The sequence below is a fragment of the Peribacillus sp. NPDC097197 genome, from assembly GCF_050278025.1.
Taxonomy (GTDB): domain Bacteria; phylum Bacillota; class Bacilli; order Bacillales; family DSM-1321; genus Peribacillus.
Map to the genome: position 1 here is coordinate 263,240 of NZ_JBNNST010000002.1, position 24,865 is coordinate 288,104.

Below are 24,865 nucleotides of genomic sequence, written 5' to 3' on the forward strand. Positions count from 1 at the left end.
CAGGGCATGGTAGAAACGCTTAATTTTGCTTAACTGGTTGATCCGATATAAATTTTAAAATTACCTTCTTCTCGGTATCAGACCAAATTAAAGCAGCATCAAACGTCTTGTCCCCTTTTTTGAAACCACTGATCACATCGGTTTCTCCATGGGATAAAAGCTTTTTAACATTGACCTGACTGATTTTTTTATTAAGGATTTTTTTTGAGACGGTAAAGTTACATTTGGTTTTCTGATAACTTGCACATCCATAGAATTCCCCTTTATCGACAACTTTAGCACCACATTTCTTGCAACTTCCTACTGATGTCACACTTTTTTTCTTAAAACCCGGTCTTTGAATCGAATCGATATCTAGACCTTGAAAGTCCCAGGCTTCACAAGACTCAACGGCATCGCTAATAATCTTTGTGGACATCTTTTTAACGGCTTCCATGAAAGCACCCGCGGAAGCCTTACCTTCCCCGATTTCCCTTAGGCGCTGCTCCCATTTAGCCGTCATTTCTGGAGAAGCAAGGATTTTCTCGCCAATTGCTGTAATGAGAACCTTCCCTTTATCGGTTGCAAATACCTGGTTTTTCTTAACATCAATATATTTTCGATCTTTCAGCATGGTAATGATCCCCGCACGTGTCGCTTCGGTTCCTAAGCCTTCTGTTTTCATCAGGACCTTTTCAAGCTCTTCATTTTCCAGATGCTTTCCCGCCGTTTTCATCAAGGTTATTAGCTGACCCTCTGTATAACGCTTCGGTGGCTGGGTTTTTCCTTCTTTCACTTTTACCTTGGACACTAGCCCAGAATCGCCTTGTTTAAGGAGGGGTAAAAGAACATCATCATCTTTCTCATCTTGAAAAATGACCTTACGCCACCCTTCTTGAATCTGTTGTTTACCCTTTGAAATGAACTCGGCCCTCTTCTCGACCTTTGTCTTGATCGTCGTGTAATCAAAAATGGCTTTTTCATAATGTGCCGCAATCAGTCTACGTACCACTAAATCATATATATTACGTTCCTCACCGGAAAGTCGTTTTGGATCTACAACCTGTTCTGTCGGAATGATGGCATAGTGATCCGTAACTTTTTTTTCGTTAACAAATCGTTTATTGTCGCTGATACTGGAGACAGGTAACGGGAAAAAGGGTTGATATTCTGAAAATCCACTTAATTTTTGCATAATGTCCGGAAATGTTTCAGCTTCGCCTTTAGTGACATAGTTGGAATCCGACCGTGGATAGGATACAATTCCTTTTTGGTATAAACTTTGAACGATATCCAGGGTTTTTTTAGGTGAGTACTTATAGAGCTTATTCACAGTTGCTTGCAATGACGACAGATTAAATAAGAGCGGAGGCTGAAACTCTTTTCTTTCCGTTGTCATATCGGCAATTTCAGCTTCTTTTCCCTTACAAAATGCAGCTATTTTCTCTGCCATCTCTTTAGTCTGGATTCTCGAATCATTATTTTGTTGCCATTTTCCCTGATACTTCTTTCCATCCATCTTGAAGTCTGCAAATACTTCCCAAAACGGTTCTGATTTGAACCGTTCGATTTCCAATTCCCTTTTGACTATCAAAGCAAGGGTTGGGGTCTGAACGCGACCTGCTGAAAATACATCCGATACACCCTTTTTTTTCAAGAGAATGCTATATACCCTTGATGCATTCATGCCTACTACCCAATCCGCACAAGCACGCGTATACGCTTCATGGTAAAGTGGCCTGGTTTTCTCTTCACTGATTAGATTTTGAAACCCTTCATATATGGCCTTTGGAGTCAGTGAGGAAATCCACAAACGTTTCATCGGCTTTTTGACATGACATAGTGAAATGATATTACGTACAATCAATTCCCCTTCGCGACCAGCATCCCCAGCATGAATGATTTCATCAACATTCGGTTTACTCAGCAAAGTCTTGACCACATTGAACTGTTTGGCCTTTTGGCGGGTCACTTCGTATTGAAATTTTTCCGGTATCATCGGCAGGGTATCAATCGACCATTTTTTCCAGTTAGAATGATAGGTTTCCGGTGATACTAGTTGACATAAATGACCGACTGCCCACGTTACATAAGCGCCATCGGGGAAAAGCTCGTTTGGCATGATTTCTATATATCCTTGCTGTTTCTTCGATTTAAATTGAGCTGCCAATGTTGAACCTTGATCAGGTTTCTCGGCAATGATCAGCTTCATATTCTCTTCACCTAATCCGTTACAAAATACTTTCACACTTATATTATACCTTAATTATGAAAATCGGAAAGATAGGGGGTCGCTTTTGTCCCAGGTCCCCATTTGAAAACATTGAACTATCCTGCTGCAGTCAGGTAGTCAGTTCGAAAATGATATGGCGTTTGTAGACGACATAAAAGGCCGACTATCCATTTGATAGTCGGCTTTTCATATGAGTTGCTTCATTAATATGCTTACTTAAAGATAATAGAGATTATTTCCTCAGTCTCCATTTCACTATCTATCACATAAGAACCCGGACGTAAATTGTTCGCCTTGCCCTTCTTTTCGACTTCATTAAAGAAATCTTGGGCATTCGGGATGATTTTCGACCGTTTAAGATGTTTACCAACATCAATGCTGGTCATGCCTTTGGTAACTTTCAGGACCGTCCGATAAATAATCTTTTCGCTCGTCCCTTTTTCAGCTACCTCCTGGTTGGCTTTCAATTCATCAAGTTGCTCTTGATATTCTTTTTCGGTATGAATGACATACCCTTCAGAAGTTAACTTGTTTTTCATCTCATCATCAGATAATTTTTCTACTGTTTTTGTGCTAGCCGTTTCTTCAGAATCGAAGAAATATACTGCTCCGCATATACCTGCTGCAACAAGAATGCCACCGGCAAAGCTGCGCATCGATTTAGATGTCATTGACAACTTTTCTCCTTTCGTTCTTTGCTTTTATGTAAGGAGCAAGTAGGTTTTCTATGTCTTCAATAGATCGTTCTTTTTTTGCTGCTATGCTATCGATTGAATATCCACGTTTATATAAATCTAGTACATCGTGCAACAAAATCCACTTCTCAGGGGGTCCAGACAGTAAACCTGCTTCTTGTGCCATTATTTCAGCATCTATCTCAAGACTTCTTATTTGCATTTGTAATTGGCTTACTTCGTCTCCAAAGGTACTTGTAACCTGTTCAATTTGCTGTTCTACTTTCATCGAATCCGTCTTTATAAACGAAAAAATGAAGAGTAAAACTGCCACACCAAACAAAATGGCTAACGTCCATGACATCATTCTATTTCCTCCTTAACCTTATAAATCCTTCTAGCTTACTCATTATAGCTGGATTTAGTCGAAAACTCGATTTTAATTAGCCGAACCTTGATAAAACAGAACAAAAGTCATGTATTTATGACAAAAAAATACGTGATTACTAAATTATTAAAGATTTTCATGTATAATCCCCCATTTTCCAATCCCTAAGATTCTTCTACTCTTTCTCACTCTTACTAGCCATTTCTCGTGTCCCCCCTTTAACGTATAATAAATGACAAATAATTTTTTACACGTTAGAATGTATGTAATCACGAATTACTATGAAAGATTTTTTAAAATGATTATATTAATGGATGATCTTTTTATATAGAAGGAAAAACTAGCAGCAGCGATTACTAAAGGAGGATACGATGAATATAAAGGTCAAGAATATTCCACACTCTATGCAAAGTGAATTGAAGAAAATCCAAATGAAATTAAATCCCTTATTGAAGAAAAATATGAAGTATGGTTTCTTCTCCACCGTAATGATAGGATTTTCCGTTATAAACCTTTTTTTCCTCTTGTTTATGAATGATTCTTATCCTATTTCTAAAATAGCACTATGTATTTATGCACTAATAGGTGCAATAGGATTTGCTTTAATGAAAGAAAATAAACACAACCAAAAAGAAATAGTGAAAATGAGCCAAAAGTTTGTCCTTGAGAGAATGAAAAAAAGTACCTATCTAACGGATGCAAGGAAAAATAATTATTATCAAAAAGTGAATGAACACCCTTTTTTAGCGATGAATGTTTTCATTGAGTTTCTGGCCGAAGAAGAACAAAGAAAGAACAACTCCTCCCATAGTTAAATCCGTTAACAAAATCTAAACAAAAAATGGAACCCGACATGATAAGTCAGGTTCCATTTTTTAATCTAGTTCCGATCTTTTTGCCCTCGCCGTCATCGCCTTGTCCTTATTCCAAACCTTTAACTTCATATAAATGGTAGCAAGCCCGATGATTATGATGAATATTAAACTGATGAAGAATCCAGGACGTATCTCCTTTTCAAGAAGGGTTCCACTAACTGTTATAAGTATTAAAACAATCCCGAAAATAGCAATGACTTTACTCCACAATTTATGTTCGAGAATTTTAAGCGAAGAAAGTATGATGAAACCCCAATTATACAAAAGTAAGATACCAGCTGATGTTGTAATGTATTCATAAATCTTTCCTGGCAGTAGTAAAGCTGTAATAATGGACCCCAGGAGCCCTATGGCTGCCAGAACGAGAGAAGGTAACGGAAGGTCTTTAAACTTCTTTATCTTCTTCATGAAAAATGAAGGGGCATTTCCATCATCCGCAAGTGTCACCAACAAATTGGTTACCCCAAATAATGAAGCGGTCATCGTTGAAAAGCCCGCTATGATGATGGCTCCATTAAAAACATGTGGAAAGAATGTAAGATGATAACTATCAATGGCTGTTACAAAGGGACTTTCCTTTTCACTGAATGCTTCCATCGAAACCATTGTCACGGCTAATCCTAAAGATATTACATAGATGATGGTCAGAACTAAAAGCATGATGGTTCCTGCCTTTTGCGCATCTTCTTTCTTTTTCAATTGCATTGCCATCAGCCCTATCACTTCAATGCCGCCAAATGCATAAAAAGCATAAATGAGCGATGTCCAAAAACCTTTCATCCTTTTTGGAAATAATTCATGGTACGTATTCGGAAATGAAGGCGGCTTCCCACCATCTAGTCCAAACCAACCGACTACCGCACATATGGCAATGATGATAAACATGAAGATAGCCGCTGTCTTGATAACTGCAAGGATGTTTTCAACTCTGTCAAAACCCTTTGTTCCCAGCAAAACGACCACTATTGAAACAAGCGCGAATCCAGAGGCAAATAGCCATAATGGCACCTTTGGAAACCAAAATTGAGAGAGGAGAGAAAGTGCTGTTAGCTGGCTACCCATTATCAAAATATTAGAGGACCAATAATTCCAGCCACTGCTAAAGCCAGCCCATCTTCCGAATGCTTTATTAGCATAATAACAAAATGAACCCTTTTGAGGGTCTGCAGCTGTCATTTTAGCAAGCAGATTATATACGATATATGTACCTAACGCAGCCAATACAAAGGAAAACACAATGGATGGCCCAGTTGTTTTAATTCCTATTGTCGAACCTAGAAAATACCCTGTCCCAATCGTGCATCCGACACCGACTAAAGATAGCTGCCACCATTGCATGTCACCTTGTTGTTCACTTGATGCAGTGTTTTTAGCGGCATTCCCTTTTGCTGAGCTGCAATTGGCTTTTTTTTCATAAGAATTCCCCCTTCCATCATCCATAGTATGAATAAACCTTCAATGAATTATGTTAGAAAGAAGTTCCATAATGAAATAGAAATGTGTTAAAGGGATTTAGAACCTTATGAAACGATGGCTTTAATGCCTTGATAAGCAAAATAACCACCAAAGCCTAAAAGTGATGCACCCGAGGTGATGGATATGACCCTTAAGCTTCTTTCTGTTAAAAATCTCCTAAACCCATTCGTCAATAAGGCTACAAAAAAATCCCAGCAAGTGAGGCCCAGAAATATCATCCCACTATAAATGAATACTTGTGACGTACCATAACTGGATGCGGTTTTAGCTAAAATCGACCCGTATATCCCTAACCAAAACAAAATGGATAATGGACTGGTTACCGACATAATGAACCCGGTTAAAAAACAGGAAAGTAAGGAATCCCTATTTCTATATTGATTTAAGGTTATTTTGTTGGACTGAACAACGCTTTCGAACCCCGTATAAATGAGAACGAATCCACCAAAGAGCCAAAAGAAAATTTGAACGACTGGTATCTCTAAGAACCTTACCATGCCAATATAAACTAAAATCATGAAAATGGCATCTGCTATCATGGATCCTGCCCCCACAATCCACGCATGCCAAAATCCATTCTTGATTCCTTTATCTATTCGAGCGGAATTTACCGGCCCAATCGGGGCAGCAAGGGTTATTCCTAAAAAGAAGTAACTTAAAAGTAAATGTACACTCAAAAGCATCCCTCCATTCGTTTAGGTAATAACTTGTACATTCTATGAGAAAATCCCCAACCTATTACTTTTACCTGGAAGGTTCTGTGCACAATCTAAGTCTGAATCACCCCATATTTAATATGAATACATAAATCAAGCACACGACATCTAATAGATTCCCCCCTCTTTTGAACAATCTTTTTAGGATTATAAAAAAATGGGTTTGAGAGTCAACCCGTTTGAATACATTCAATTAAGACATATCGACGAAGAGGTGATACTTTGGATTTAGTTGTTTTTTTAAGCTACGTATTCTTAGGCTTGTCAATAGCGGTTCCTATCGGTCCTATTAATGCTGCTCAATTGGACATTGGAATTAAGAAAGGGTTTTTCCATGCCTGGATTTTCGGCTGGGGCGCCATTTTAGCGGATACTGTCTTTATAGCCCTTGTCTTTTTTGGTTTTATCCATTTTATGGACAACTCCTTCCTGAAGACGTTTTTATGGATTTTTGGATTTTTCGTTCTGACTTATACAGGGATTGAAAGCCTCCTAAGCGCTGGAAAGTTTGAAGTGAATAATCAAAAGTCCAATGACCGACTTGCTTCTTCATTCTTATCTGGGTTCATTATGTCGCTTTCGAACCCTTTATCCATTTTGTTTTGGTTAGGTATTTATGGTTCGGTACTTGCAAACTCCGTTTCAAAATATGATATGTCTCATTTACTCATTTATAGCTTGGGAATTCTTCTTGGACTTTTATTATGGGATTTCACGATGGCTATCGTCTCCAGTTCCCTTAGACGATTTTTATCGAAACCTATACTCACAGGCATTTCGATAATATCGGGAGTTTCTTTAATAGGAATCGGTATATACTTTTCCATTCAAGCAGCAAAGCTTTTATTTACATAAGAGTCATTACCTCTCGTAAACATTGATAATATAATATAAGAGAGTGCTACTCCATGTCAGGTCTAGGTATAGCCTGACATTTTGTTTCACTCAAGTGCCCGAAACAACCTGTACGCACAAAAAAAAGAGAATGCCTAAGCATCCTCTAAGTACTAACATTCCTAACATAGAAACAGAAACGTTCTGGTATGTATTTCTCAATAGTTAATCTATCTGTCATTTATCTAAATGAGTATCTGCAACGACCAAGATTTTCCCAGCCTTGATATCCTCTACATACTGTTTTGCTTCAGCCTTATCCAATCCAAAATCCATTAATGGTTTTTCCAATCCACCTGCACCTGATGCTGCACCTGCAGCAGCTCCACCAAATGTGGCAAATAACGGGCCTGCGGCCAAAATTGGTCCGATGCCAGGTACTGCAAGTGCACTCATTCCAATAAGTAGACCAGTTAAACCAACTGCCCCTCCCGCCGTTGCACCCGCTATAAATCCATCCGTTTTAGTAGGACTCACTTCTTCAATTTCATTAGACAAATTCTTACTATCTTTTGCCACAACTGAAATCTGATCTGATGTATATCCTTCTTTCTTTAACTGTTCAACTGCTACCATTGCTTCATTTTCATTATTAAAAATTTCTATAAATCTCTTGTCCATGGTATCTGCTCCTTTAAAAAGTAATGTACTATACCATTACCCGTTAAAATGCTTTACTAATCATCATGAACTAGAATGCTTCTACTCTCTTATTTGACCTTGACCATATATAAAATACTTGCTTGAGGTCAAGGCAGGTAACCCCATAGGTCCACGAGCATGAAGTTTTTGCGTGGAAATGCCAATTTCGGCACCGTATCCGAATTCGAAACCGTCTGTAAAGCGTGTCGAAGCATTATGATAAACAGCGGCTGCATCTACCTTTTTCAAGAAGGTCGCCGCATTTGAATCGTCGTTGGTAAGGATCGCTTCGGAATGCTTCGTACCATAACGATTAATATGTTCGATGGCATCAGATACATCCTTGATAATTTTCACACTGATTTTCAGTGCTAAATATTCAGCGGACCAATCTTCTTCCGTCGCCATTTTGGCTGGTGAAAAAGCGGCACAGACCGTATCATCCCCAAATATCTCTATACCTCTTTCATCCAAGGCTTCTAATAAACGATGTCCATGGCTTTCAAACCAATTTTCATGAACTAGCAAACTTTCAATGGCATTGCACACGGAAGGGCGCTGAGTTTTTCCGTTCAAGACTACCTTCTCCGCCATAGCCGGATCAGCCGTTTCATCAATGAAAATATGACAATTGCCTGCCCCGGTTTCAAGAACCGGAACACTTGACTCTTTCATGACGGTTTCAATTAAATTCTTTCCTCCCCGAGGAATCAAGACATCTAAATAATCGTTAAGATGGAATAGCTCTTTAGCCGTTTCACGACTGGTGTCTTCAATTAGTTGAACGGCATCCACGGGGATGGCTGTACCCTCTAATGCCTTGTGGATAGACGAAACCAAGGCCTTATTAGAAGATTTGGCGGATGAACTACCACGTAAGATGACTGCATTACCCGTTTTCAAAGATAAAGTCGCAGCATCTATGGTCACATTCGGCCTTGCTTCATAAATCATGCCAATGACCCCAATCGGAACTCGTAGCTTTTTAATCAATAAGCCATTATCCTTTTCAATCGTTTCTAGTTCTTCGCCAACTGGATCTTTTAAGTCAACTAAAAGGCGAATGGCCGCCGCCATATCTTCAATCCGTTTTCCATTCAGCATGATGCGGTCCAATACCGATTCATTCATTCCTTTTTGGCGGCCCATATCTAGATCCTTTTTGTTTTCGGCCAAAATGTATTCCTTATCTAAGACCAGGCGTTGAGCTACTTTTTCAAGTGCCTCATTTTTCACTTCAGTAGACAGGCCGATCAGCTGATAACTTGCGCTCTTGGCCGCTTTTCCTTTTGCTAACACTTCACTCATATGCATAAACCCCCTTAAATATTTTTTTGATTAAGCTTTCACCCATTTATCACGATGGATGACTTCTATCGAAGAAAGGACAAGCTCAGTCGTGCGCTTTCCCATCGCCTGCTTCAATTCGGAGGATGAATATAGTACTTCTCCACGTCCCAAAACACCGCTGGCACCGAACACTTCGACGACATCCCCCTTGGTGAAGTTCCCTTTGATCTCATATATCCCTGCAGGTAATAAGCTGCACCCTTTCGAAACTAAAGCCTTTTCAGCACCTTCATCGATGTAAATCGCCCCTGATACTTTTGAATGAAGGGAAATCCACTGCTTATTTTTGGTAACAGTCGTTAGGACCTCATTGCCGATATATGTGCCATCACCGTTTCCTTCTAGGATGGTAAGGAGTTTCTCTCTCCCCTCTCCGGATCCAATAAACACCTTAACTCCCAGGGAAAGGGCTGTCTGAGCTGCAATCAGCTTAGATTTCATACCACCTGTACCCACACTTGACCCCGCACCTTCAGCCATTTGCAGCAATTCTTCGGTAATTTCAGAAAGCTGGCCGAATCTGCTAGCCATGGGATTAGTCTGCGGATTAGAATCATAAAGCCCGTTTATATCGGTTAGGATGATTAACTGGTTCGCATGGACAAGGCCGCTAACAAGGGCAGATAACATATCATTATCCCCGAATGTCAGTTCCGCAATGGATACGGTATCATTTTCATTAATTATCGGAAGAATCCCCCGCTCAAGCAATTCCATCAATGTAGCATAGGCATTTTGATAGCGTTCTTTATTCGAAAAATCATTTCTTGTTAACAAAATTTGCGCCGGGACGATCCCGAATTGGCCCAGTTGCTCCATATAGGACTGAATCAATAGACTTTGACCGACGGCGGCTGCCGCTTGTTTTCCTTTTAATGTAACAGGTCTTGTCGGATAACCTAATTTACGAAAGCCAGTTGCTACCGCTCCGGATGAAACTAAAACCACTTCATGTCCAGCTGAACGTAAGGCCGCTACTGCGTGAATATGATCGGAAAATTTCTTTTGGTCGATTTCACCTTGGTTGTTTGTTAAAGAACTACTTCCTATCTTTACAACGATGCGCTTCTTTTCCATCGATTTTTTCCTCCAATAACTATCTTAAAAATGAAAAAAAGCCCTTTTCATCCTCGAAATAAGGACGAAAAGAGCTCTCTCCGTGGTACCACCTTCATTGGATGCACATGTATACATCCCACTTTACCTAATAACGCCAGGGTTCGCGCCTATGTTTTGCATAGGACTCAAGAAGCAGGTTCTGCGCTTTTCTGTCGCGGGTCTTCCAGCTATAAACTCCGCTCTCTGTCACAGTAATATTTCGCATACTAATCTTCTCTCAACGTTCATTGTTTTAATATAGTATGCAAAATTATCGTCGTGATGTCAACAACATTCCAGGTGCCTTACTAAATCTTAAAGGGCCATTGCTGGACCGAAAAACTCATAATGAATTTTTTCGGAATCGACCCCTAGCTCCTTCAAGTGAGTGATGATCGTTTTCATAAATGGTACAGGACCACATACATAATAATCTGCATCCGCTTTAATATGATTGCTTAAAAGCTCAACATCCATGTATCCTTTTTTTTCATAATTTGGAAGATCTTGATCTTCTTTACTAGGGTTCTTGAAAACATACGATAATTGATAGTTTACTAGCTTTTGTGAAAGTCCTGCCAATTCTTCTCTAAACGGCTGAACTGCCCCATTCTCACAAGCATGGACCAATTGTACATCACGTTCAGACTGTAGGTCAGCAAGGGAATGCATCATACTCAAGAAAGGCGTGATTCCAACACCTCCGCTAAGAAAGACAATTGGTGATTGTTTTTTTAAGTCCAGGGTAAAGTCTCCTGCAGGAACCGTCGCCTCAATACTATCCCCAACTTGAATGGCATCGTGCAGGTGGTTCGAGACCCTTCCATCAGGAGAGACTTGTGTTTTTTCTTTTTTGACGGAGATACGGAAATATTCTTTTCCTGGTGCATCCGATAAACTATATTGACGGTTGAATAAATACTGTTCACCCTGGATTTCGATGCGTACTGTTAAATATTGCCCAGGTAAATATGATGGGACAGCTTCTCCATCGGCAGGTTTTAAATAGAAAGAAGTTATGACTTCACTTTCCCGTACCTTCTTAATAACAGTAAACGGTTTGAAATCAGTCCATCCCCCATTCTGGTTAGATGCCTGGTCATACATTTCCTTCTCCATGTTAATGAAAACATCAGCTATGACACCGTATGCATCTCCCCATGCTTGAAGGATTTCCTCGGTAGCTGCATCTCCCAACACTTCCTTGATAGCAGCCAATAAGTATTCTCCGACAATAGGATAATGCTCAGGTTTCACAATAAGGCTCCTATGTTTTTGAGCAATTTGTTTAACTGCCGGTAAAATCGTTTCAAGCTGGTCGATATATTTAGCGGCAGCTAGCACCGTGTTCGCTAATGCGTTTTGTTGACGCCCCTTTTTCTGGTTAGTGTGATTAAAAATATTCAATAGCTCTGGATGGGCTTCAAAAAGATTTTTATAAAAAACAGTTGTAATGGTAGTACCATGCACTTCTAATACAGGCACGGTGGATTTTATGATATCAATGGTTTTTTGAGATAACATGTTTAGGCTCCTCTTTTTAAAAAAACAAGTATTTTAAATACATGTTTATCTTAAAACCAAATATCGATAAAAGCAATATCTAGAATACTTCTTTTTAGCACTTTAGCATTGATGTTAAAAAATGTTCACATTTATGATATAGTCAAAGGGATAGAATGTGAGGCGAAAAACATGAGGCTAACGAGTTATTCAGATTATTCACTAAGAGTTTTGATTTACCTAGCTTCCCAGGAACAAAGCACGTTGACAAATATAAAAGAGATTTCTGAAGTCTATCATATATCGAAAAACCACCTGATGAAAATTGTCTATAACCTTGGTAAATTGGGTTATATTGAGACAGTACGCGGACGAAATGGTGGGTTACGGCTGGCAAAAAAACCTGATGAGATAAATGTTGGAGAATTGGTCCGTAAAACGGAGGAAGATTTTTACTTAGTAGAATGCTTCAAAGATGATGATAACTGTGTGATTTCTCCCGTATGTTCTTTAAAATTTGTACTTAATAATGCCTTAGACGCTTTTCTTAAGGTTCTTGATCAATATACAATTGCCGATTTCGTTGAAAATAGAGTAATGTTAAAAGCCTATTTCGATTCGGTAAAGCCAAAGGACAAAGAGCCCGATATTTAAATCCGGCTCTTTGTCTCATTAACTCATGATCCGCTCAATTTGTAATTCCTTTTCCATTCTTAAATCCACGAAACCTGCATCGGTTTTCATCAGTACTTTAAGAGGGTCATATGGGTTTATCATGATAATCGTCCCAATCTGCTGATTCGTCAGCATGACTTCTTTTCCCACTAGCGTTTCCATCAAGGAATTAATGAATACCAACAAAATTTCAGGATTGAATTTTCCGAATACATCTCGGTTCATTTGTTCGATGACCATATAAAATGGCATGGCCTGATGATAAACCCGATTTGAGGACATGGCATGAAACACATCAGCTATTGCTACGATTTTGGAAAGATAGTAAATATTATTCCCGTTCAGGTTTAATGGATATCCATGCCCATCCTCACGCTCATGGTGCTGAAGTGCCGTCAATGCTATAGAAGGATGGAGCCCTGGTATGTTCTTAAGTAGCTCGTATCCATAAATCGTATGCCGTTTCATTTCTTCATATTCTGCTAAGGTTAGTTTCCCCGGCTTGTCTAATAAACTCTCAGGTATCCTAGTTTTACCAACATCATGAAGGGTTGCCGCTAATGTAAGATTGGAGAGACTTTCACTCGACAATCCGAGCTTCTTCCCTAAATAGGTCGCTATGATCCCGACCCCTATATTATGCTTATACGTATATTCGTTTTTGGACTGCATTTCTTCGAATAAGTAGTAAATATCCGGAATCCTGGCTGCCTCTTGAATGACTGGGACAATTTCCGCTTGAATTCCGTCAATTGTCCTGCGTTGAATTTTCTCTTCTTTGCGTATGTCATCAAATATATTCTTTATTTGTACCGTAATATCGTTTATTTGGTGGTGTAGGTGATCCCCCATTTTTTGTTTATCATAAAGGTCACTAACTGACGACTCTTGGTTTTCTTTTGTCTTTTTATTCAGTTCTTCCAACAAAGAATCGATTTCGGGAATGGTAAGCGGTACTTTCCACTCTTTATTTAACTTTCCTTTTCTTTTATTCATAGCTCCACACTTTTCCTTCTTTTTCCCCATAATACCATATTATTCTATGTTATTGTGAAAAAAGTAGGACCCACTTCTTATACCTGTGTATCATCAACCAGTTTGTTTCCCAGCTCTCTTAATTTTTCTCCCACAGTACACTGTGATATACAGAACTTATGAGCATATGAACGACCTTTATCTTTTCGGAATTGTTTTTGCAGAAAGCAATCCTGGCAGTAAGATACAATCACCTCTTCTACTTCTTCATATATTTTTTTCCGATTCATCGCTATTACGACTCCTTTGATCAATAATTTCCAAATTACTAAAAATGGATTCACCTTGAAGAGCGAGTGTTGCCAAACGATCCGCTTCCTGATTCTCCTTCCGCGAAATTGGCTTATAGACCGGAATGATTTTCATCTTTTCCAGTTTCGCTTCTATGCGATCCAACCATTTATTTAGGGTCTCTTCCATGCATGGCCAATCTCCCGACAATTGATTCAATACAACAAGGGAATCTCCTTTAAAGGAACAGCTTTGATGATGCACACCCAAGTCTTCCATCCGATTCAACGCCTCATAAAATGCAGCATACTCCGCTTCATTGTTGGATTCCAATTGTTCAAGCTTTACATTCGAGCGATTGCGGAAGTGTTTTTTTCCCTGCCGATAATAAATGGCTACGCCTATTCCAGCAGTTTTTTGATCTTTTTGGTAGCCCCCATCAAAAAAGACCGTCACATCCTGCGGCTCCTCTTCAACCACTGTCAAAAGTTTCTTTAATTCTTTCTTCGTCCATGTTGTATCGAAATCATCCTTGAATTCTACGTCCTTCAGTCGGCCCGTTTTTTCAAGGTCGTCAGCTATGATTAAAGCACTTCCGGCATCAAGCCAATCTGAAGTGAAATCCGCTGAAGGTTTCCTGGAGGTTTTATATTTCCAATGCATGATTACTTTCAATGATTTTCAGCTCCTTAAAATCGCTCTATTTCATACGATTAAGTTCGACAATTTTCATACCTATTTTCCGTAATACCATCTATAATATAAAATATACTAATAAATATTCTTATAATATTCCTTTATAGTAGTTCCCTAAACAACACGAATTTCTCACTTTGGAAATGAAATATTTTTCGTTTCCAAAGTGAGAATGATATAGGAAACAAGTTTTAATCATATCATATTAATATTGTGTACTCGAGGAGGAACATCATGATTGAAGTGTATATAGATGGTGCAAGTGCCGGAAACCCTGGACCAAGTGGCGCAGGCATTTTCATAAATAATAACGGTGTGGTAGAGCGTCATTCAATTCCACTTGGCTGTATGGAAAACCACGAGGCGGAATACCATGCATTAATTAAGGCTTTAGAGATTTGTGTTGCCAGTAATTATCAAGTCGTCTCATTCCGTACGGATTCCCAGGCAATTAACCAGGCTATTGAAAAGAAATTTGCTAAAAAGAAATACGGGCCCTTACTTTATGAAGCACTTAAACTAACCGACCAACTAGAGTTGTTTTTCGTGAAATGGATACCAAGTATAGAGAATAAATCGGCGGATGAGTTAGCTCGACGGGCCATACGTCTGAATAAGGATCAACATGAAAAAGACTGCTGATGCAACTTTACTATTCGTGGTATTTATTTGGGGTGTCACATTTGTAATGGTTCAAAATGCCATCTCTTTTCTCGAACCCTTTAGCTTTAATGCTGTCCGCTTTCTCATTGCCTTTCTGTTTTTGCTTGTACCATATTTTTTGACTTTACATAAAAAAGGGAATAGATACCATAAAGAAACAATGTTGGCAGGACTTCATATCGGGGTTTGGCTTTTCTTGGGTTATGCCTTTCAAACAAAAGGGCTAGAGTTAACGACTCCTGCAAAGACAGGCTTCATTACTGGATTAAGTGTGGTGATGGTCCCCGTTTTTTCTTTGGTGCTCCTCAAATTGAAGCTGTCACGCAATACGGTTTTGGGAGTCGTTGCTGCAACTTTTGGGCTTTACTTAATGGCATTCGTTGACCATTCATCTGTGAATGTCGGGGATTTCTTAGTGTTTCTGTGTGCCCTAAGCTTTGCCATGCAAATCATCACGACCGCAAAATATGCAAAAACCCTTCCGGCGCTTCCATTGACGCTAATACAAATAGGAACGGTATCCCTTTTATCCTTTCTCTCCGCCTTGCTTTTTGGTGAGAATTATTCAGTAGTCTTCAAGGCTGAGGTCATGCTACAGCCAGAGGTTTGGACGGCCCTATTAGTAACTTCAGTCTTGGCCACCTCATTTGCTTTTTTTGCACAAACCTATTTTCAGGCGTATACGACGCCCACTAGGGTTGCCTTGATTTTTTCTATGGAACCTGTATTTGCTGCATTGACCTCATACATATGGATTGATGAAAAATTGACAGTCGCTTCTTTAACCGGTTGTGGATTCATTTTTGCCGGCATGATTCTTGCTGAACTTCCACAAAGAAAATCTATACCGAGGGAAGTAACGTAAATAGGCTGGACTTCTACTTACGAAGTCCAGCCTATTTAAGTAAACCTTGTTCTTTAGCGAACGCTACCGCTGCAAAGCGCGTTTCAATGCCATTTTGCTTTAGGTTTTCAAGGAAAGAGATATAAAAACTGCCATCAAACTTTTTTTGGATTTTCAAGGTCAATTCGATTGCCGTATTGACTAAAGTATCACTCGCTTCCGTGTACCGTTTGCCAAAATAAATAAAGCCTATGGCATCATCTCCGAAAGAGAAACCTTTTCCTTCAAGAAATCTCACATATTCTTCAGTTGATTGCCCCACTACTGCATCCACTCCATCATTCATACTTTTTACATCTTACCGTAAATTAGGGGTTTTGCCTATCCATTTTTCGACAAAAACCCCTATTTAAATAAAAAACGAATTCCCCATCATAAGGAATTCGCTCATTCATTTTATAGCATCCGCAATAGTGTTTTATATTCATGATCCCTGGCAAGATTTTGGACTTTTTCACGATCGAATTGATAGATCGCCTGATCTAAGGTACATGATATCGGAACATCACATTTGATTTCCGCCAGCTGCCTTGATAAATGAAGCATATCAAGGGCTGATTCAATCTTTGTCCGCTGTCCCTTCGTCAATGAAGCAACATTTTCCAGGATACCCTCAATATTTTGATATTGTATCAATAACTTCAACGCTGTTTTTTCCCCAATCCCTTTTACACCTGGATAATTGTCTGCAGTATCACCCATCAATGCTTTAAGGTCGATCATCTGTCTAGGGGTAATCCCTTTCCATTCAAAGAAACTAGTGGGGTTATGCACTTCATAATTGCCGTAACCCTTTTTTAGTAAGAGGACGGAAATGTTATCTTCAATCAGCTGAAGCATGTCTTGGTCACCCGTTAGGATTCCGACGCGACTATGATTGGCTGAAGCTTTTGCAATGGTACCGATACAGTCATCCGCCTCATACCCCGGAAGCCCTATATTAGGAATATCAAAAGCCTCGACCGCTTGTTTCGCTAATTCGAATTGTGGAATCATTTCAACTGGGGCAGACGTTCTGTTAGCCTTATACCCATCAAATAATTCATTACGGAAAGTTTTACTACCCATATCCCAGCAAACTGCAATATGACTAGGGGAGAAATGATTTACCGCTGTGAGCATATGCTTTAAGAAACCCTGTACAGCATTTGTGGGGGCCCCTTTAGAATTAATCATAAACTGGCCTGTGACAGCCGTTGCATAAAAGGCTCTAAATAAAAGTGCCATTCCATCGACAAGCATAAAGGAAGGCTGCTGTTCTTTTTCATTCGTTAACACTTTATCACCTCTATCATGATGTATATCTATTTTACCATAGCTGTACACCTTTTTGAGGATTGTTAATTGGAAATAACTTAATCATCCTATAGGATTATCCGGGTAGGAAATCCAGTCACTGAAGCTTCCTACATATACCTTGACATTAGTGAAACCGGCTTCCTTCAGTGCAATATAATTGGGAGAAGCCGTCACACCTGAACCACAATAAACGATGATTTCCTTATCACCGCTAATACCCTCGAATGTTTTCTTCAGTTCATCCCTTTTCAAGAAATATCCCCCGTCAAGAACATTCGTCCATACCTTATTGATTGCCCCCGGTATGTGCCCTGCCTTTTTATCGATAGGCTCTACAATTCCTAAGAACCGTTTAGTTTCCCTTGAGTCTATCAACACCACGTCATCCGGTCTCTTTTCGCTAAACTCCTTCACCTTTTCGTAAGAAGCCAAAATGGGTTCATGTATGTGTAGTCGATATTCTGCCTGTTTATATTCTGGTATACTGGAATCCGAAGGGTACCCTCCATCCTTCCATGCCTGATATCCACCATTCAGGATGTAGACATTCTGGTGCCCAATATAGGAAAGCAGCCAAACGAATCTTGAAGCGAAGCTACCCTCCCCACCATCATAGGCAACTAAAATTGTATCGTTGGTTATTCCATATGATTCTAGCTTATTTTTAAACTGAACCAAATTCGGAAGCGGATGTCTCCCTCCATGTTCTTCAACCTGTCCAGATAAGTCTTTTTCTAAATCAAAATATACGGCACCTGTAATATGTTCTTTTTCGTATTCTTTACCGCCCACTTCTGGTGACCCAAGCTTATATCGGCAATCACAAATTCTGACATCCTCTAATTTGCTCATGGATATTAACTCTTCTACCTCTATTATATATCCCATTTTACTATCTCCCCCTTTAGAATGGACCAATTTATATGATTGAGTTCCTTCTCCATGTCCCTTCCCACCGGAAGCTTTGTTACATTCTCTTCCAAGAAGGGGAATGTTCCTTTCAAGACCTTAAGATTTTCTTCACTTGCAAGTTTCGGAAAATCTTCGTTTTTTTTAGCCATGAATATTGTAGTCATCCTCTTTTTCATATCTTCTTCAAGCACCACGGACTCCAGCAATTCCCACACATCTATGGGTGGTAGCGATTTTTTTTGGATTAGATAGTGTAACGTCAAATACGATCGATAAACTTGTACCCAAGTTTTAAACGTTTTAATTTCCGTATCCTTTTCTTCAGCCAATCGTTGAATATTGCTCTTAATCATGCGGAGGTAATGATGCCCTAAAACCTTTTTGGAATAAGCTACATTCATTAAACTTAGCATATTTCTGCGATAGGTTGGCTCGTCGATAAGTTGAATGGGAGACGTAACTAACTCATAAACAGAAGGGTTACTCTTTAACATGAGCCGGGAGGCCTTGAACAAATCCCATCCTACGAGGTCTAAAGAGCCCTCAACCAACTGGATGGAGTCGACAGGCTTGCCTATCGATAAATAGGTTTTGACTTCATTTTGGACATAAATAAATCTGACATCGAAATCCGAACTTGATGATGATAGACCAAAAGAATGGCTGCCTGTTACAGCAGCCATCATGATTTTAATATGTTCACGCTTTTCAAGTTCGGACAAAAGTGAAATAAGGTTTTCTTTCATAAAGTAACCTCGTTTCCATTATTATTCTAAGAATTCATTTTTACCAATTTTTCTACAGCAGCCTCATAGTAAGGTAAATCTACCTTTTCCTCTAAAGCAGCACGTAACCCAGCAAACACATCGGCTATTTCCGCTTGGAATTTCTTTTGAATCGATAGCAATTCCTGATCCAGAATCGTTGTATATAATTCAAAAAGACGGGCACCCTGTTCTTTCACGTAAATTAAGGCAGGCTCATCCAAGCGCAATTGGATATCCTCACTCATTTTTACCTTTTCATTTTTTTCGAAGAAGCTTTTTGGATTCTTGAACTGAGCTAACTCTTTTTTGAATTCACCCGCATCCATTTGGTTAAAAGCACTTGTGAACTCAAGGGACTCTTTCTCACTTGGTTCATATGGTTGTAACGAAATTGTTTTTCGGACATTCTGGATCTGTTGGAGCAAACCGACTTGTTTTTCATTCAACAATTTATTGACGAACATCTCAGTCCTCAATGCTGTGGCACGCATTTCCTGTGATAGGTCAAATCCTAATGATTCGAGTAGGTCCTTTAAGGCTAACTTAAGGACCTGTTTCAAGTCCTGTCCATCGTCCTTTATGACAGCAGGGTTGAATGATTCCTTGAAAAAGTCATTGAACCGGAAAAACACCCGTTGTTTACTATAGAAAGTCAATTCATCAATCTCTTTTTTCAACCGTAGTTTTTCGGCATCCCCTTTAATGACTTCCAAAATGCCTGTTATGGTCTGAGCCTCTTGCGCCAATGTCTCAAGGGCCTTTTGCTTGGCTTTCTCATCTTGCTTAGAGGCCGTAATAACATCACGCATTAATTCTTCGGTCCTTCGTACAGCCGCCTGCGCCGATTCGATTGCAAGCCCCGTTAAGTCATGTTCGATGAACGAATCGAATTGCAATTGAAATTCCGTTATGCCACTATCCTGAAGGAAAGAGTGCTTGAATGAACCAGGAAGTTTCTTTTCTGCCAAAGCACCTTTACTAGTAAGCGGGAATAGCTTTGGAAAACGGATACCGAAGCCATTCAATTGATCCGTAACATACTCCATCACTTCTTCCAACTCGTCGGTATTCTGGGCAAGATCGACTGCATTGACGATAAAGAACATTTTATCCATTGCAAAAGAATCCTTAACGCGACCAAGTTGGATCAGGAATTCTCGATCAGCCTTTGAAAAGGGATGGTTGTAATAGGTCACGAAGAGAATCGCATCCGAGTTTTTAATATACTCGAAGGCAGCTCCAGTATGCCTGGCATTAATGGAATCCGCTCCAGGGGTATCGACAAGCACCATGCCCTGCTTTGTCATTTCACAGTCGTAACGTAATTCAATCAAATCCACGAGACATGACTTCGATTCCTCTGCTGCAAAACTCTTGAATCCTTCCAAATCCACCGTTATGACTGACCCTAAATCTTTTTGGTATGGCGGCATTCCTTGATGGAACGCACGAAGGAAGGATAGATGAGTTTTCCCTTTATCCACTTCACCCGCTTTTTCGATAATCTCCAAAGCTAGTTGATGTGCCTCACTCAGTGACTTGGCAGTTTGACCAAACGCACTTAAAGCCAATTTCACATCCTCTAGGAGCATTTCTTCGGTTTTTAATTTAACAGTCGCTGTACCATGTGGATGTTCACTGTCCGAAGCCAAGATTTTATTGATTGCGGCAGTGGTAGGGTTCGGTGATACCGGTAAAACGGTTTCCCCCATCAATGCATTGGCGAAAGATGACTTGCCGGCACTGAAAGCACCGAATAATGCAACAGTGAATGTCTGCTTTTCGAGTCTACTCGCCTTCTCTGTTAATTCTTTATAGAGCGATTGGAAACCTTTCAAAGGTTGAATCAGTTTGGCTGCACTTTGTAAGTTTCTTGCCGTATCCATCAATTTTTCCTTACCACGTAAGTCCCCTTTACTCATAGAAGGGGTGACCGATTCGATTTGCACCTTTTTTTCTTCCATGGACGTTTGGGATGGCTTCTGTTTCTTTTCCTGATTTACCGCTTCGGTTTCACTCGTATTCATTATTTTAACCTTGATATTTTTATCTTCTTCATCCCATTGAGTCAGAAGTGCCTCGATATCACTTTCCTTGGCTGACTGTACAGTCTGATTGGCAATGGCATCCAACTGTTCCTTATGAGCGGCTATTTCACCGTTCATTGCTGCTGTAACCTTAAGGGCTTCTGCAAAATCAGCAAAACCTTCCAGCTCTTTATCAATGGATTCTGATTGTAAACCAATTCTTTCTTCCAGGGCGACAATCACTTTATTGAAAAATACATCCGCTTCATCACGGGACTTCTTTTTAATCGTGGAAGCTAGGTCATTGGTATAGTTCAATACATATTCCCCTGTAACATTGACCTGTGGTTTCAGAGATTTCCGGATATACTCTTCTGTAATCTCGATATGTAATGTCTGGGCATCACTTTCTAGCGTTGCATCATGTACTTCTGCCTCAGTAAGAGTCTTTACCGCCAACTCTTTAAGGTGCCATTCAAGTTGAGTCTTAACCTTTTCTTGCAAATCAGCTAAGAAGGATTGAAGGCGCTCCGCACGTTCAGCTTCCGTTTTTTTCTTTGCAAATAATAATCCCATTTTAAAATCGGGCTGGACGGATTCCAAGAATGATTTTCCCAAATCGCGAGTAGTTGCCGGCATGATATACGCGCTTTTCAAAATGACTTCCAAATCCTCGGCAAACTGGGCTTTTATCTTCTCCAAGCGATCCGTTAAAGATCCCTTTTCCTTGATTAGTTTATCCACTTGGTCTGTCAACTTTATCCGCTCTTCATTAGGAAGCTCCGACAGTACTTCAAATTCACTGGCATGTTCTTCTTCATACTGCTCTTTTAACCAGATAAGATGTCTTTCAACAAGAGCATTCGCAGATTGCATAATGGCGTCCTTGCCATTCGACAAACCATTTTCCGCCATTTCATACAGAAAATTCCGCACAGTTTCAATTTCATTCTCGCTATTGTCCAAATCTCTAACAGACGTAAAAAAGATTCCATCAGGATATACATTCCAATTCGCAAAAGCTTCTGAAACCGATAATTTAAAATTCTGGAAGCTCAGCTCATTTTCATCATGCTTATCAATCATATTGATAATTAAGTACGTCGGTTTTTCCGCTTCTACTAATTCTTTCGTGAAAAGGAAATTCACTTCAGATTGGACATGGTTATAATCCATAACATAAAAAACGACATCTGCTAGATGCAAGGCTGATTCAGTCGATACCCTGTGAGCATCATCGGTCGAGTCAATTCCCGGCGTATCCATGATTGCACAAGAATCTGGCAATTGAAACTGATTGGAGCTAATGGTAATGGCCGATACGGAATCGCCGTCCTTGGCGAATTTCTTTACCTCTTTAAAATCATATGGTGCAGGAAATACTACCGGTGGCTGATGATGATAAAAGACCTTGGCATAGTCATCTCCTTTTTGAACTTTAACTGTATTGGCACTCGTAGGAATCGGACTAGAAGGCAATACTTGATCACCCAAAAAGTAATTGATCATGCTTGATTTCCCTGCGGAAAAATGACCACAAAAAGCAATGATAAATTCTTCTTTATTCACTTTCATGATTAACTGTTTCAGTTTATCGGCATTACCCGTATCACCTGCCAATTGGAATTTTTCATACATGGCAGTCAAAATCCCCAATTTAGACTGTTGCTTGGTTACTTCAGAAATCATCTTTCCATACCCCTTATTCTATCGTCATTTTGATACTCCTATTGTAAACGATTTCGTTTGTTATTCATACCGTTTGCTTGATGTTTTACTAGTAAAAGACGCCGTAATGCATTGGAAAACTCAAAAAAGCCCACAATTTTGTGGGCTTTCATAAGGCTTATTGCTTTACTGAATGCAGATTCTTACCGAGGTGAGGGTGTTGGGTGGTAACTAGCTTGATTTTCGTTATTTGACTGGGTTAAAGAACGATTCACCTTAGCCGGTTTTTGGATATTATTCAACACATGTTTCATCACAAATGTATATGTAGCGACTGTCAATAAAATGAATAACCAAATCATTACAAAACACCATCCTCTTTTATATTCGTACATTTTTAGTTTTAATTGTCATAGTTTTTCTTTTCAATACAACCAGTGAGAATAATTTTCATCTTCATTTAGAATCTTATCACGAACGATAATCATTTTCAATAAGAAAACCAAACTTTTTATTATTTTTGCTTAAAAGCTGTAGAATATTCCGTATGTTCTTTTAAAGCCCTTTCTTCTAGTGGTATCCTCACTGACATCATCCAGACATTTAAAAGGCTGAATATCATTGCTGTATAATAAGCATTGAATAACAGTGAAATAACGATTATTTCAGTGGCCACGATGAGGTAATTCGGATGTTTAACATACCTATAGGGGCCTTTGATGATTACTTCCGCGTCAGGAACGACTATGATTTTTGTATTCCAATGCTTACCAAGAGACATGATCACCCAAACCCGGCCTACTTGGGCCAATAAAAACAACGATAACCAAATCGGCCAAAGGGGAGAAAAAGCTCTAGTAAATCCAACTACCTCAAATATGAGTGCTAAAAAGAAACTCAAGTGCAAGAGGACCATCCACCGATAATGGTCCACTCCATACTCGACTCCCCCAATTCTCTTCATCTGCTTTTCATTTTGCTTGGCGATGTATAATTCAGCAAGGCGCTGTAAGGCAATCAAGCCTATAAAAATCCCAAATAGCATCAGTTCCACCTCATTAATACTAATTCAGATGAAAATCCTGGCCCCAATGCAGCGGCAAGACCATATTGACCAGTTTGACCACTACGCTTCATGAATCTCTCCAGTACATACAAAATCGTAGCCGATGACATATTACCAAACTCTCTTAAAACCGCCATTGATTCCGCCGTCATCCCTTCGTTGAAACCTAACGATTCATGATAGGCATCAATAACCTTCTTTCCGCCAGGGTGGGCTATAAAATCCTTAATATCCCCAAGTCTAAGTCCTTCCTCCTTTAAAAAGTCTTCCACGTTCGGTTTAAGCCATTCCTTGATGATAGTAGGTATGTCTTTTGAGAAGATGACATGGAGGCCCTGGTCTTTCAAATCCCACCCCATCACATCCAATGAATTGGGCATAAGGGTGGATTGTGAATTCAAGAAATGCAGATGGTGGTCTTTATTTGATTTTCCTTCAACCTTAGCATCATCACCGCAGATCAAGACACAGCTAATTCCATCGGAAAATAAAGAGGTCCCAATTAAATTACTTTTGGAAATATCATTTTTCTGAAAGGTTAAGCTACACAGTTCTACACACAATACGATAACCTTTGCTTTCGGAAACGCTTTACAATATTCAAATGCGCGTGATAGGCCACTTGCCCCCCCGGCACAACCCAGCCCCCATATCGGTATCCTTTTCATATGAGAATTAAAAGGAAGTTCATTCATGATCCTCGCATCTATGGTTGGGGTGGCTATTCCAGTACTTGAAATATAAAAAAAGGCGTCAATTTCATTAGGATGAATCCCATTTTTCAAGAAATCAGTATTAACCAAACACTTTTCTACGGCCTCTTTTCCGAATTCGACAGCCTGTTTAACATATACTTCATTTTTTTCTTGAAAAGTATGATCTTCCCTAAACCAATCCAGGTTATTGGAAAAATACCTATTTTCAACTTGGCCGTTTTTGAACGCCTGCAATAATCGTTCTATATTCTTAAAAGATGCACCGAAAATTTCGCGGGAAAACTCCATGATTTTTTCCTGTGAAAGTTGATAAGGGAGTTTTATGTGGGAAGCAGATAAAAGATATGACATGAATTCACTCCTTATTAATCAATATAT

At 39.5% G+C, this 24,865-nt stretch carries 25 protein-coding genes and 1 other annotated feature; of the genes, 5 read left to right on the top strand and 20 right to left on the bottom strand.

All coding sequences use genetic code 11. From position 1 onward, the window contains the following. Nucleotides 1–19: 19 nt before the first annotated feature. The 3 genes from ACQKL6_RS03670 to ACQKL6_RS03680 form a co-directional block, all read right to left on the bottom strand. Nucleotides 20–2,191 (bottom strand): DNA topoisomerase III, encoded by a 2,172-nt coding sequence (locus ACQKL6_RS03670; protein WP_427650595.1) that lies wholly within the window; start codon nucleotides 2,189–2,191, stop codon nucleotides 20–22. A 233-nt stretch (nucleotides 2,192–2,424) separates the two neighbouring features. Next, nucleotides 2,425–2,883, bottom strand: a complete 459-nt coding sequence (locus ACQKL6_RS03675) for an aminodeoxychorismate lyase (protein ID WP_402956778.1) — start codon at nucleotides 2,881–2,883, stop codon at nucleotides 2,425–2,427. Further along, nucleotides 2,873–3,253 carry a hypothetical protein gene (locus tag ACQKL6_RS03680; RefSeq protein ID WP_402869039.1) on the bottom strand — a complete coding sequence of 127 codons (381 nt, stop codon included), beginning with the start codon at nucleotides 3,251–3,253 and terminating at the stop codon, nucleotides 2,873–2,875. Before ACQKL6_RS03680 ends, ACQKL6_RS03675 begins: the two co-directional genes overlap by 11 nt. 392 nt (nucleotides 3,254–3,645) lie before the next feature. On the opposite strand from ACQKL6_RS03680, the gene ACQKL6_RS03685 reads away from it, so the two are divergent. Further along, nucleotides 3,646–4,089, top strand: a complete 444-nt coding sequence (locus ACQKL6_RS03685; RefSeq protein WP_402869040.1) for a DUF5392 family protein — start codon at nucleotides 3,646–3,648, stop codon at nucleotides 4,087–4,089. A 60-nt stretch (nucleotides 4,090–4,149) separates the two neighbouring features. On the opposite strand, the gene ACQKL6_RS03690 is transcribed toward ACQKL6_RS03685, so the two are convergent. Together ACQKL6_RS03690 and ACQKL6_RS03695 are read right to left on the bottom strand one after the other, a co-directional pair. Further along, nucleotides 4,150–5,487 carry an amino acid permease gene (locus tag ACQKL6_RS03690; protein WP_427650669.1) on the bottom strand — a complete coding sequence of 446 codons (1,338 nt, stop codon included), beginning with the start codon at nucleotides 5,485–5,487 and terminating at the stop codon, nucleotides 4,150–4,152. A gap of 182 nt (nucleotides 5,488–5,669) precedes the next feature. Then, the gene (locus ACQKL6_RS03695; protein ID WP_427591772.1) at nucleotides 5,670–6,302 is read right to left on the bottom strand and encodes a LysE family transporter; all 633 of its coding nucleotides are present in this window, start codon (nucleotides 6,300–6,302) and stop codon (nucleotides 5,670–5,672) included. A gap of 261 nt (nucleotides 6,303–6,563) precedes the next feature. Here ACQKL6_RS03695 and ACQKL6_RS03700 point away from each other — a divergent pair, with 261 nt between their 5' ends. Continuing rightward, a complete protein-coding gene (locus ACQKL6_RS03700; protein ID WP_427591771.1) occupies nucleotides 6,564–7,196 on the top strand; it encodes a LysE family translocator in 633 nt (210 codons plus the stop codon). Between the two features lie 216 nt (nucleotides 7,197–7,412). Here ACQKL6_RS03700 and ACQKL6_RS03705 read toward each other — a convergent pair whose 3' ends face one another. The 4 genes from ACQKL6_RS03705 to hmpA all read right to left on the bottom strand — a co-directional run bounded on the left by ACQKL6_RS03705 (nucleotide 7,413) and on the right by hmpA (nucleotide 11,849). Continuing rightward, a complete protein-coding gene (locus tag ACQKL6_RS03705; protein WP_402869047.1) occupies nucleotides 7,413–7,856 on the bottom strand; it encodes a general stress protein in 444 nt (147 codons plus the stop codon). Between the two features lie 81 nt (nucleotides 7,857–7,937). Further along, nucleotides 7,938–9,185: a glutamate-5-semialdehyde dehydrogenase gene (locus ACQKL6_RS03710; RefSeq protein ID WP_402869049.1), complete on the bottom strand. Its 1,248-nt coding sequence runs from the start codon at nucleotides 9,183–9,185 to the stop codon at nucleotides 7,938–7,940. Nucleotides 9,186–9,215: 30 nt separating this feature from the next. Beyond that, complete coding sequence (proB, locus tag ACQKL6_RS03715; protein WP_402869051.1) at nucleotides 9,216–10,304, bottom strand: glutamate 5-kinase; 1,089 nt, start codon at nucleotides 10,302–10,304, stop codon at nucleotides 9,216–9,218. 57 nt (nucleotides 10,305–10,361) lie between these two features. Beyond that, nucleotides 10,362–10,576 (bottom strand) — a binding site (T-box leader). 64 nt (nucleotides 10,577–10,640) lie between these two features. Continuing rightward, a complete protein-coding gene (hmpA, locus tag ACQKL6_RS03720) occupies nucleotides 10,641–11,849 on the bottom strand; it encodes an NO-inducible flavohemoprotein (RefSeq protein ID WP_427591770.1) in 1,209 nt (402 codons plus the stop codon). 171 nt (nucleotides 11,850–12,020) lie between these two features. Here hmpA and ACQKL6_RS03725 point away from each other — a divergent pair, with 171 nt between their 5' ends. Next, the gene (locus ACQKL6_RS03725) at nucleotides 12,021–12,482 is read left to right on the top strand and encodes an RrF2 family transcriptional regulator (RefSeq protein ID WP_402869867.1); all 462 of its coding nucleotides are present in this window, start codon (nucleotides 12,021–12,023) and stop codon (nucleotides 12,480–12,482) included. An 18-nt stretch (nucleotides 12,483–12,500) separates the two neighbouring features. Here the strand turns inward: ACQKL6_RS03725 and ACQKL6_RS03730 are convergent, their stop codons facing one another. From ACQKL6_RS03730 to ACQKL6_RS03740, 3 genes are all read right to left on the bottom strand, one after another. Then, on the bottom strand, nucleotides 12,501–13,499 hold the full coding sequence (locus ACQKL6_RS03730; RefSeq protein WP_402988097.1) for an HD-GYP domain-containing protein: 999 nt from the start codon (nucleotides 13,497–13,499) through the stop codon (nucleotides 12,501–12,503). Between the two features lie 77 nt (nucleotides 13,500–13,576). After that, nucleotides 13,577–13,768, bottom strand: coding sequence for a zinc-finger domain-containing protein (locus ACQKL6_RS03735; RefSeq protein WP_402869055.1), 192 nt, complete (start codon nucleotides 13,766–13,768; stop codon nucleotides 13,577–13,579). Beyond that, nucleotides 13,746–14,444: a ribonuclease H family protein gene (locus ACQKL6_RS03740; RefSeq protein ID WP_402869057.1), complete on the bottom strand. Its 699-nt coding sequence runs from the start codon at nucleotides 14,442–14,444 to the stop codon at nucleotides 13,746–13,748. The genes ACQKL6_RS03735 and ACQKL6_RS03740 overlap by 23 nt, the downstream gene beginning before the upstream one ends. 255 nt (nucleotides 14,445–14,699) lie before the next feature. On the opposite strand from ACQKL6_RS03740, the gene ACQKL6_RS03745 reads away from it, so the two are divergent. Both ACQKL6_RS03745 and ACQKL6_RS03750 read left to right on the top strand, forming a co-directional pair. Beyond that, on the top strand, nucleotides 14,700–15,107 hold the full coding sequence (locus ACQKL6_RS03745; RefSeq protein ID WP_402869059.1) for a reverse transcriptase-like protein: 408 nt from the start codon (nucleotides 14,700–14,702) through the stop codon (nucleotides 15,105–15,107). Further along, complete coding sequence (locus tag ACQKL6_RS03750; protein WP_427591769.1) at nucleotides 15,091–15,993, top strand: DMT family transporter; 903 nt, start codon at nucleotides 15,091–15,093, stop codon at nucleotides 15,991–15,993. Before ACQKL6_RS03745 ends, ACQKL6_RS03750 begins: the two co-directional genes overlap by 17 nt. A 31-nt stretch (nucleotides 15,994–16,024) precedes the next feature. Here ACQKL6_RS03750 and ACQKL6_RS03755 read toward each other — a convergent pair whose 3' ends face one another. The 8 genes from ACQKL6_RS03755 to ACQKL6_RS03790 all read right to left on the bottom strand — a co-directional run bounded on the left by ACQKL6_RS03755 (nucleotide 16,025) and on the right by ACQKL6_RS03790 (nucleotide 24,838). Next, entirely contained in the window at nucleotides 16,025–16,318 is a 294-nt protein-coding gene (locus tag ACQKL6_RS03755; protein ID WP_402869063.1) for a DUF6123 family protein, read from the bottom strand. 110 nt (nucleotides 16,319–16,428) lie between these two features. Continuing rightward, a complete protein-coding gene (locus tag ACQKL6_RS03760; RefSeq protein WP_402869869.1) occupies nucleotides 16,429–17,274 on the bottom strand; it encodes a 5'-3' exonuclease in 846 nt (281 codons plus the stop codon). A 117-nt stretch (nucleotides 17,275–17,391) separates the two neighbouring features. Further along, entirely contained in the window at nucleotides 17,392–18,219 is an 828-nt protein-coding gene (locus ACQKL6_RS03765) for a sulfurtransferase (RefSeq protein ID WP_403079409.1), read from the bottom strand. Further along, nucleotides 18,207–18,989 carry a DNA polymerase beta superfamily protein gene (locus ACQKL6_RS03770; protein ID WP_427650597.1) on the bottom strand — a complete coding sequence of 261 codons (783 nt, stop codon included), beginning with the start codon at nucleotides 18,987–18,989 and terminating at the stop codon, nucleotides 18,207–18,209. The genes ACQKL6_RS03765 and ACQKL6_RS03770 overlap by 13 nt, the downstream gene beginning before the upstream one ends. 26 nt (nucleotides 18,990–19,015) lie before the next feature. After that, the gene (locus ACQKL6_RS03775) at nucleotides 19,016–22,726 is read right to left on the bottom strand and encodes a dynamin family protein (protein WP_427591767.1); all 3,711 of its coding nucleotides are present in this window, start codon (nucleotides 22,724–22,726) and stop codon (nucleotides 19,016–19,018) included. 182 nt (nucleotides 22,727–22,908) lie between these two features. After that, nucleotides 22,909–23,067, bottom strand: coding sequence for a hypothetical protein (locus tag ACQKL6_RS03780; RefSeq protein WP_402988084.1), 159 nt, complete (start codon nucleotides 23,065–23,067; stop codon nucleotides 22,909–22,911). 152 nt (nucleotides 23,068–23,219) lie between these two features. Next, nucleotides 23,220–23,750 carry an isoprenylcysteine carboxyl methyltransferase family protein gene (locus ACQKL6_RS03785; protein ID WP_402869069.1) on the bottom strand — a complete coding sequence of 177 codons (531 nt, stop codon included), beginning with the start codon at nucleotides 23,748–23,750 and terminating at the stop codon, nucleotides 23,220–23,222. Continuing rightward, nucleotides 23,750–24,838, bottom strand: a complete 1,089-nt coding sequence (locus tag ACQKL6_RS03790; protein WP_407406659.1) for a type III polyketide synthase — start codon at nucleotides 24,836–24,838, stop codon at nucleotides 23,750–23,752. The genes ACQKL6_RS03785 and ACQKL6_RS03790 overlap by 1 nt, the downstream gene beginning before the upstream one ends. Nucleotides 24,839–24,865: the final 27 nt, after the last annotated feature.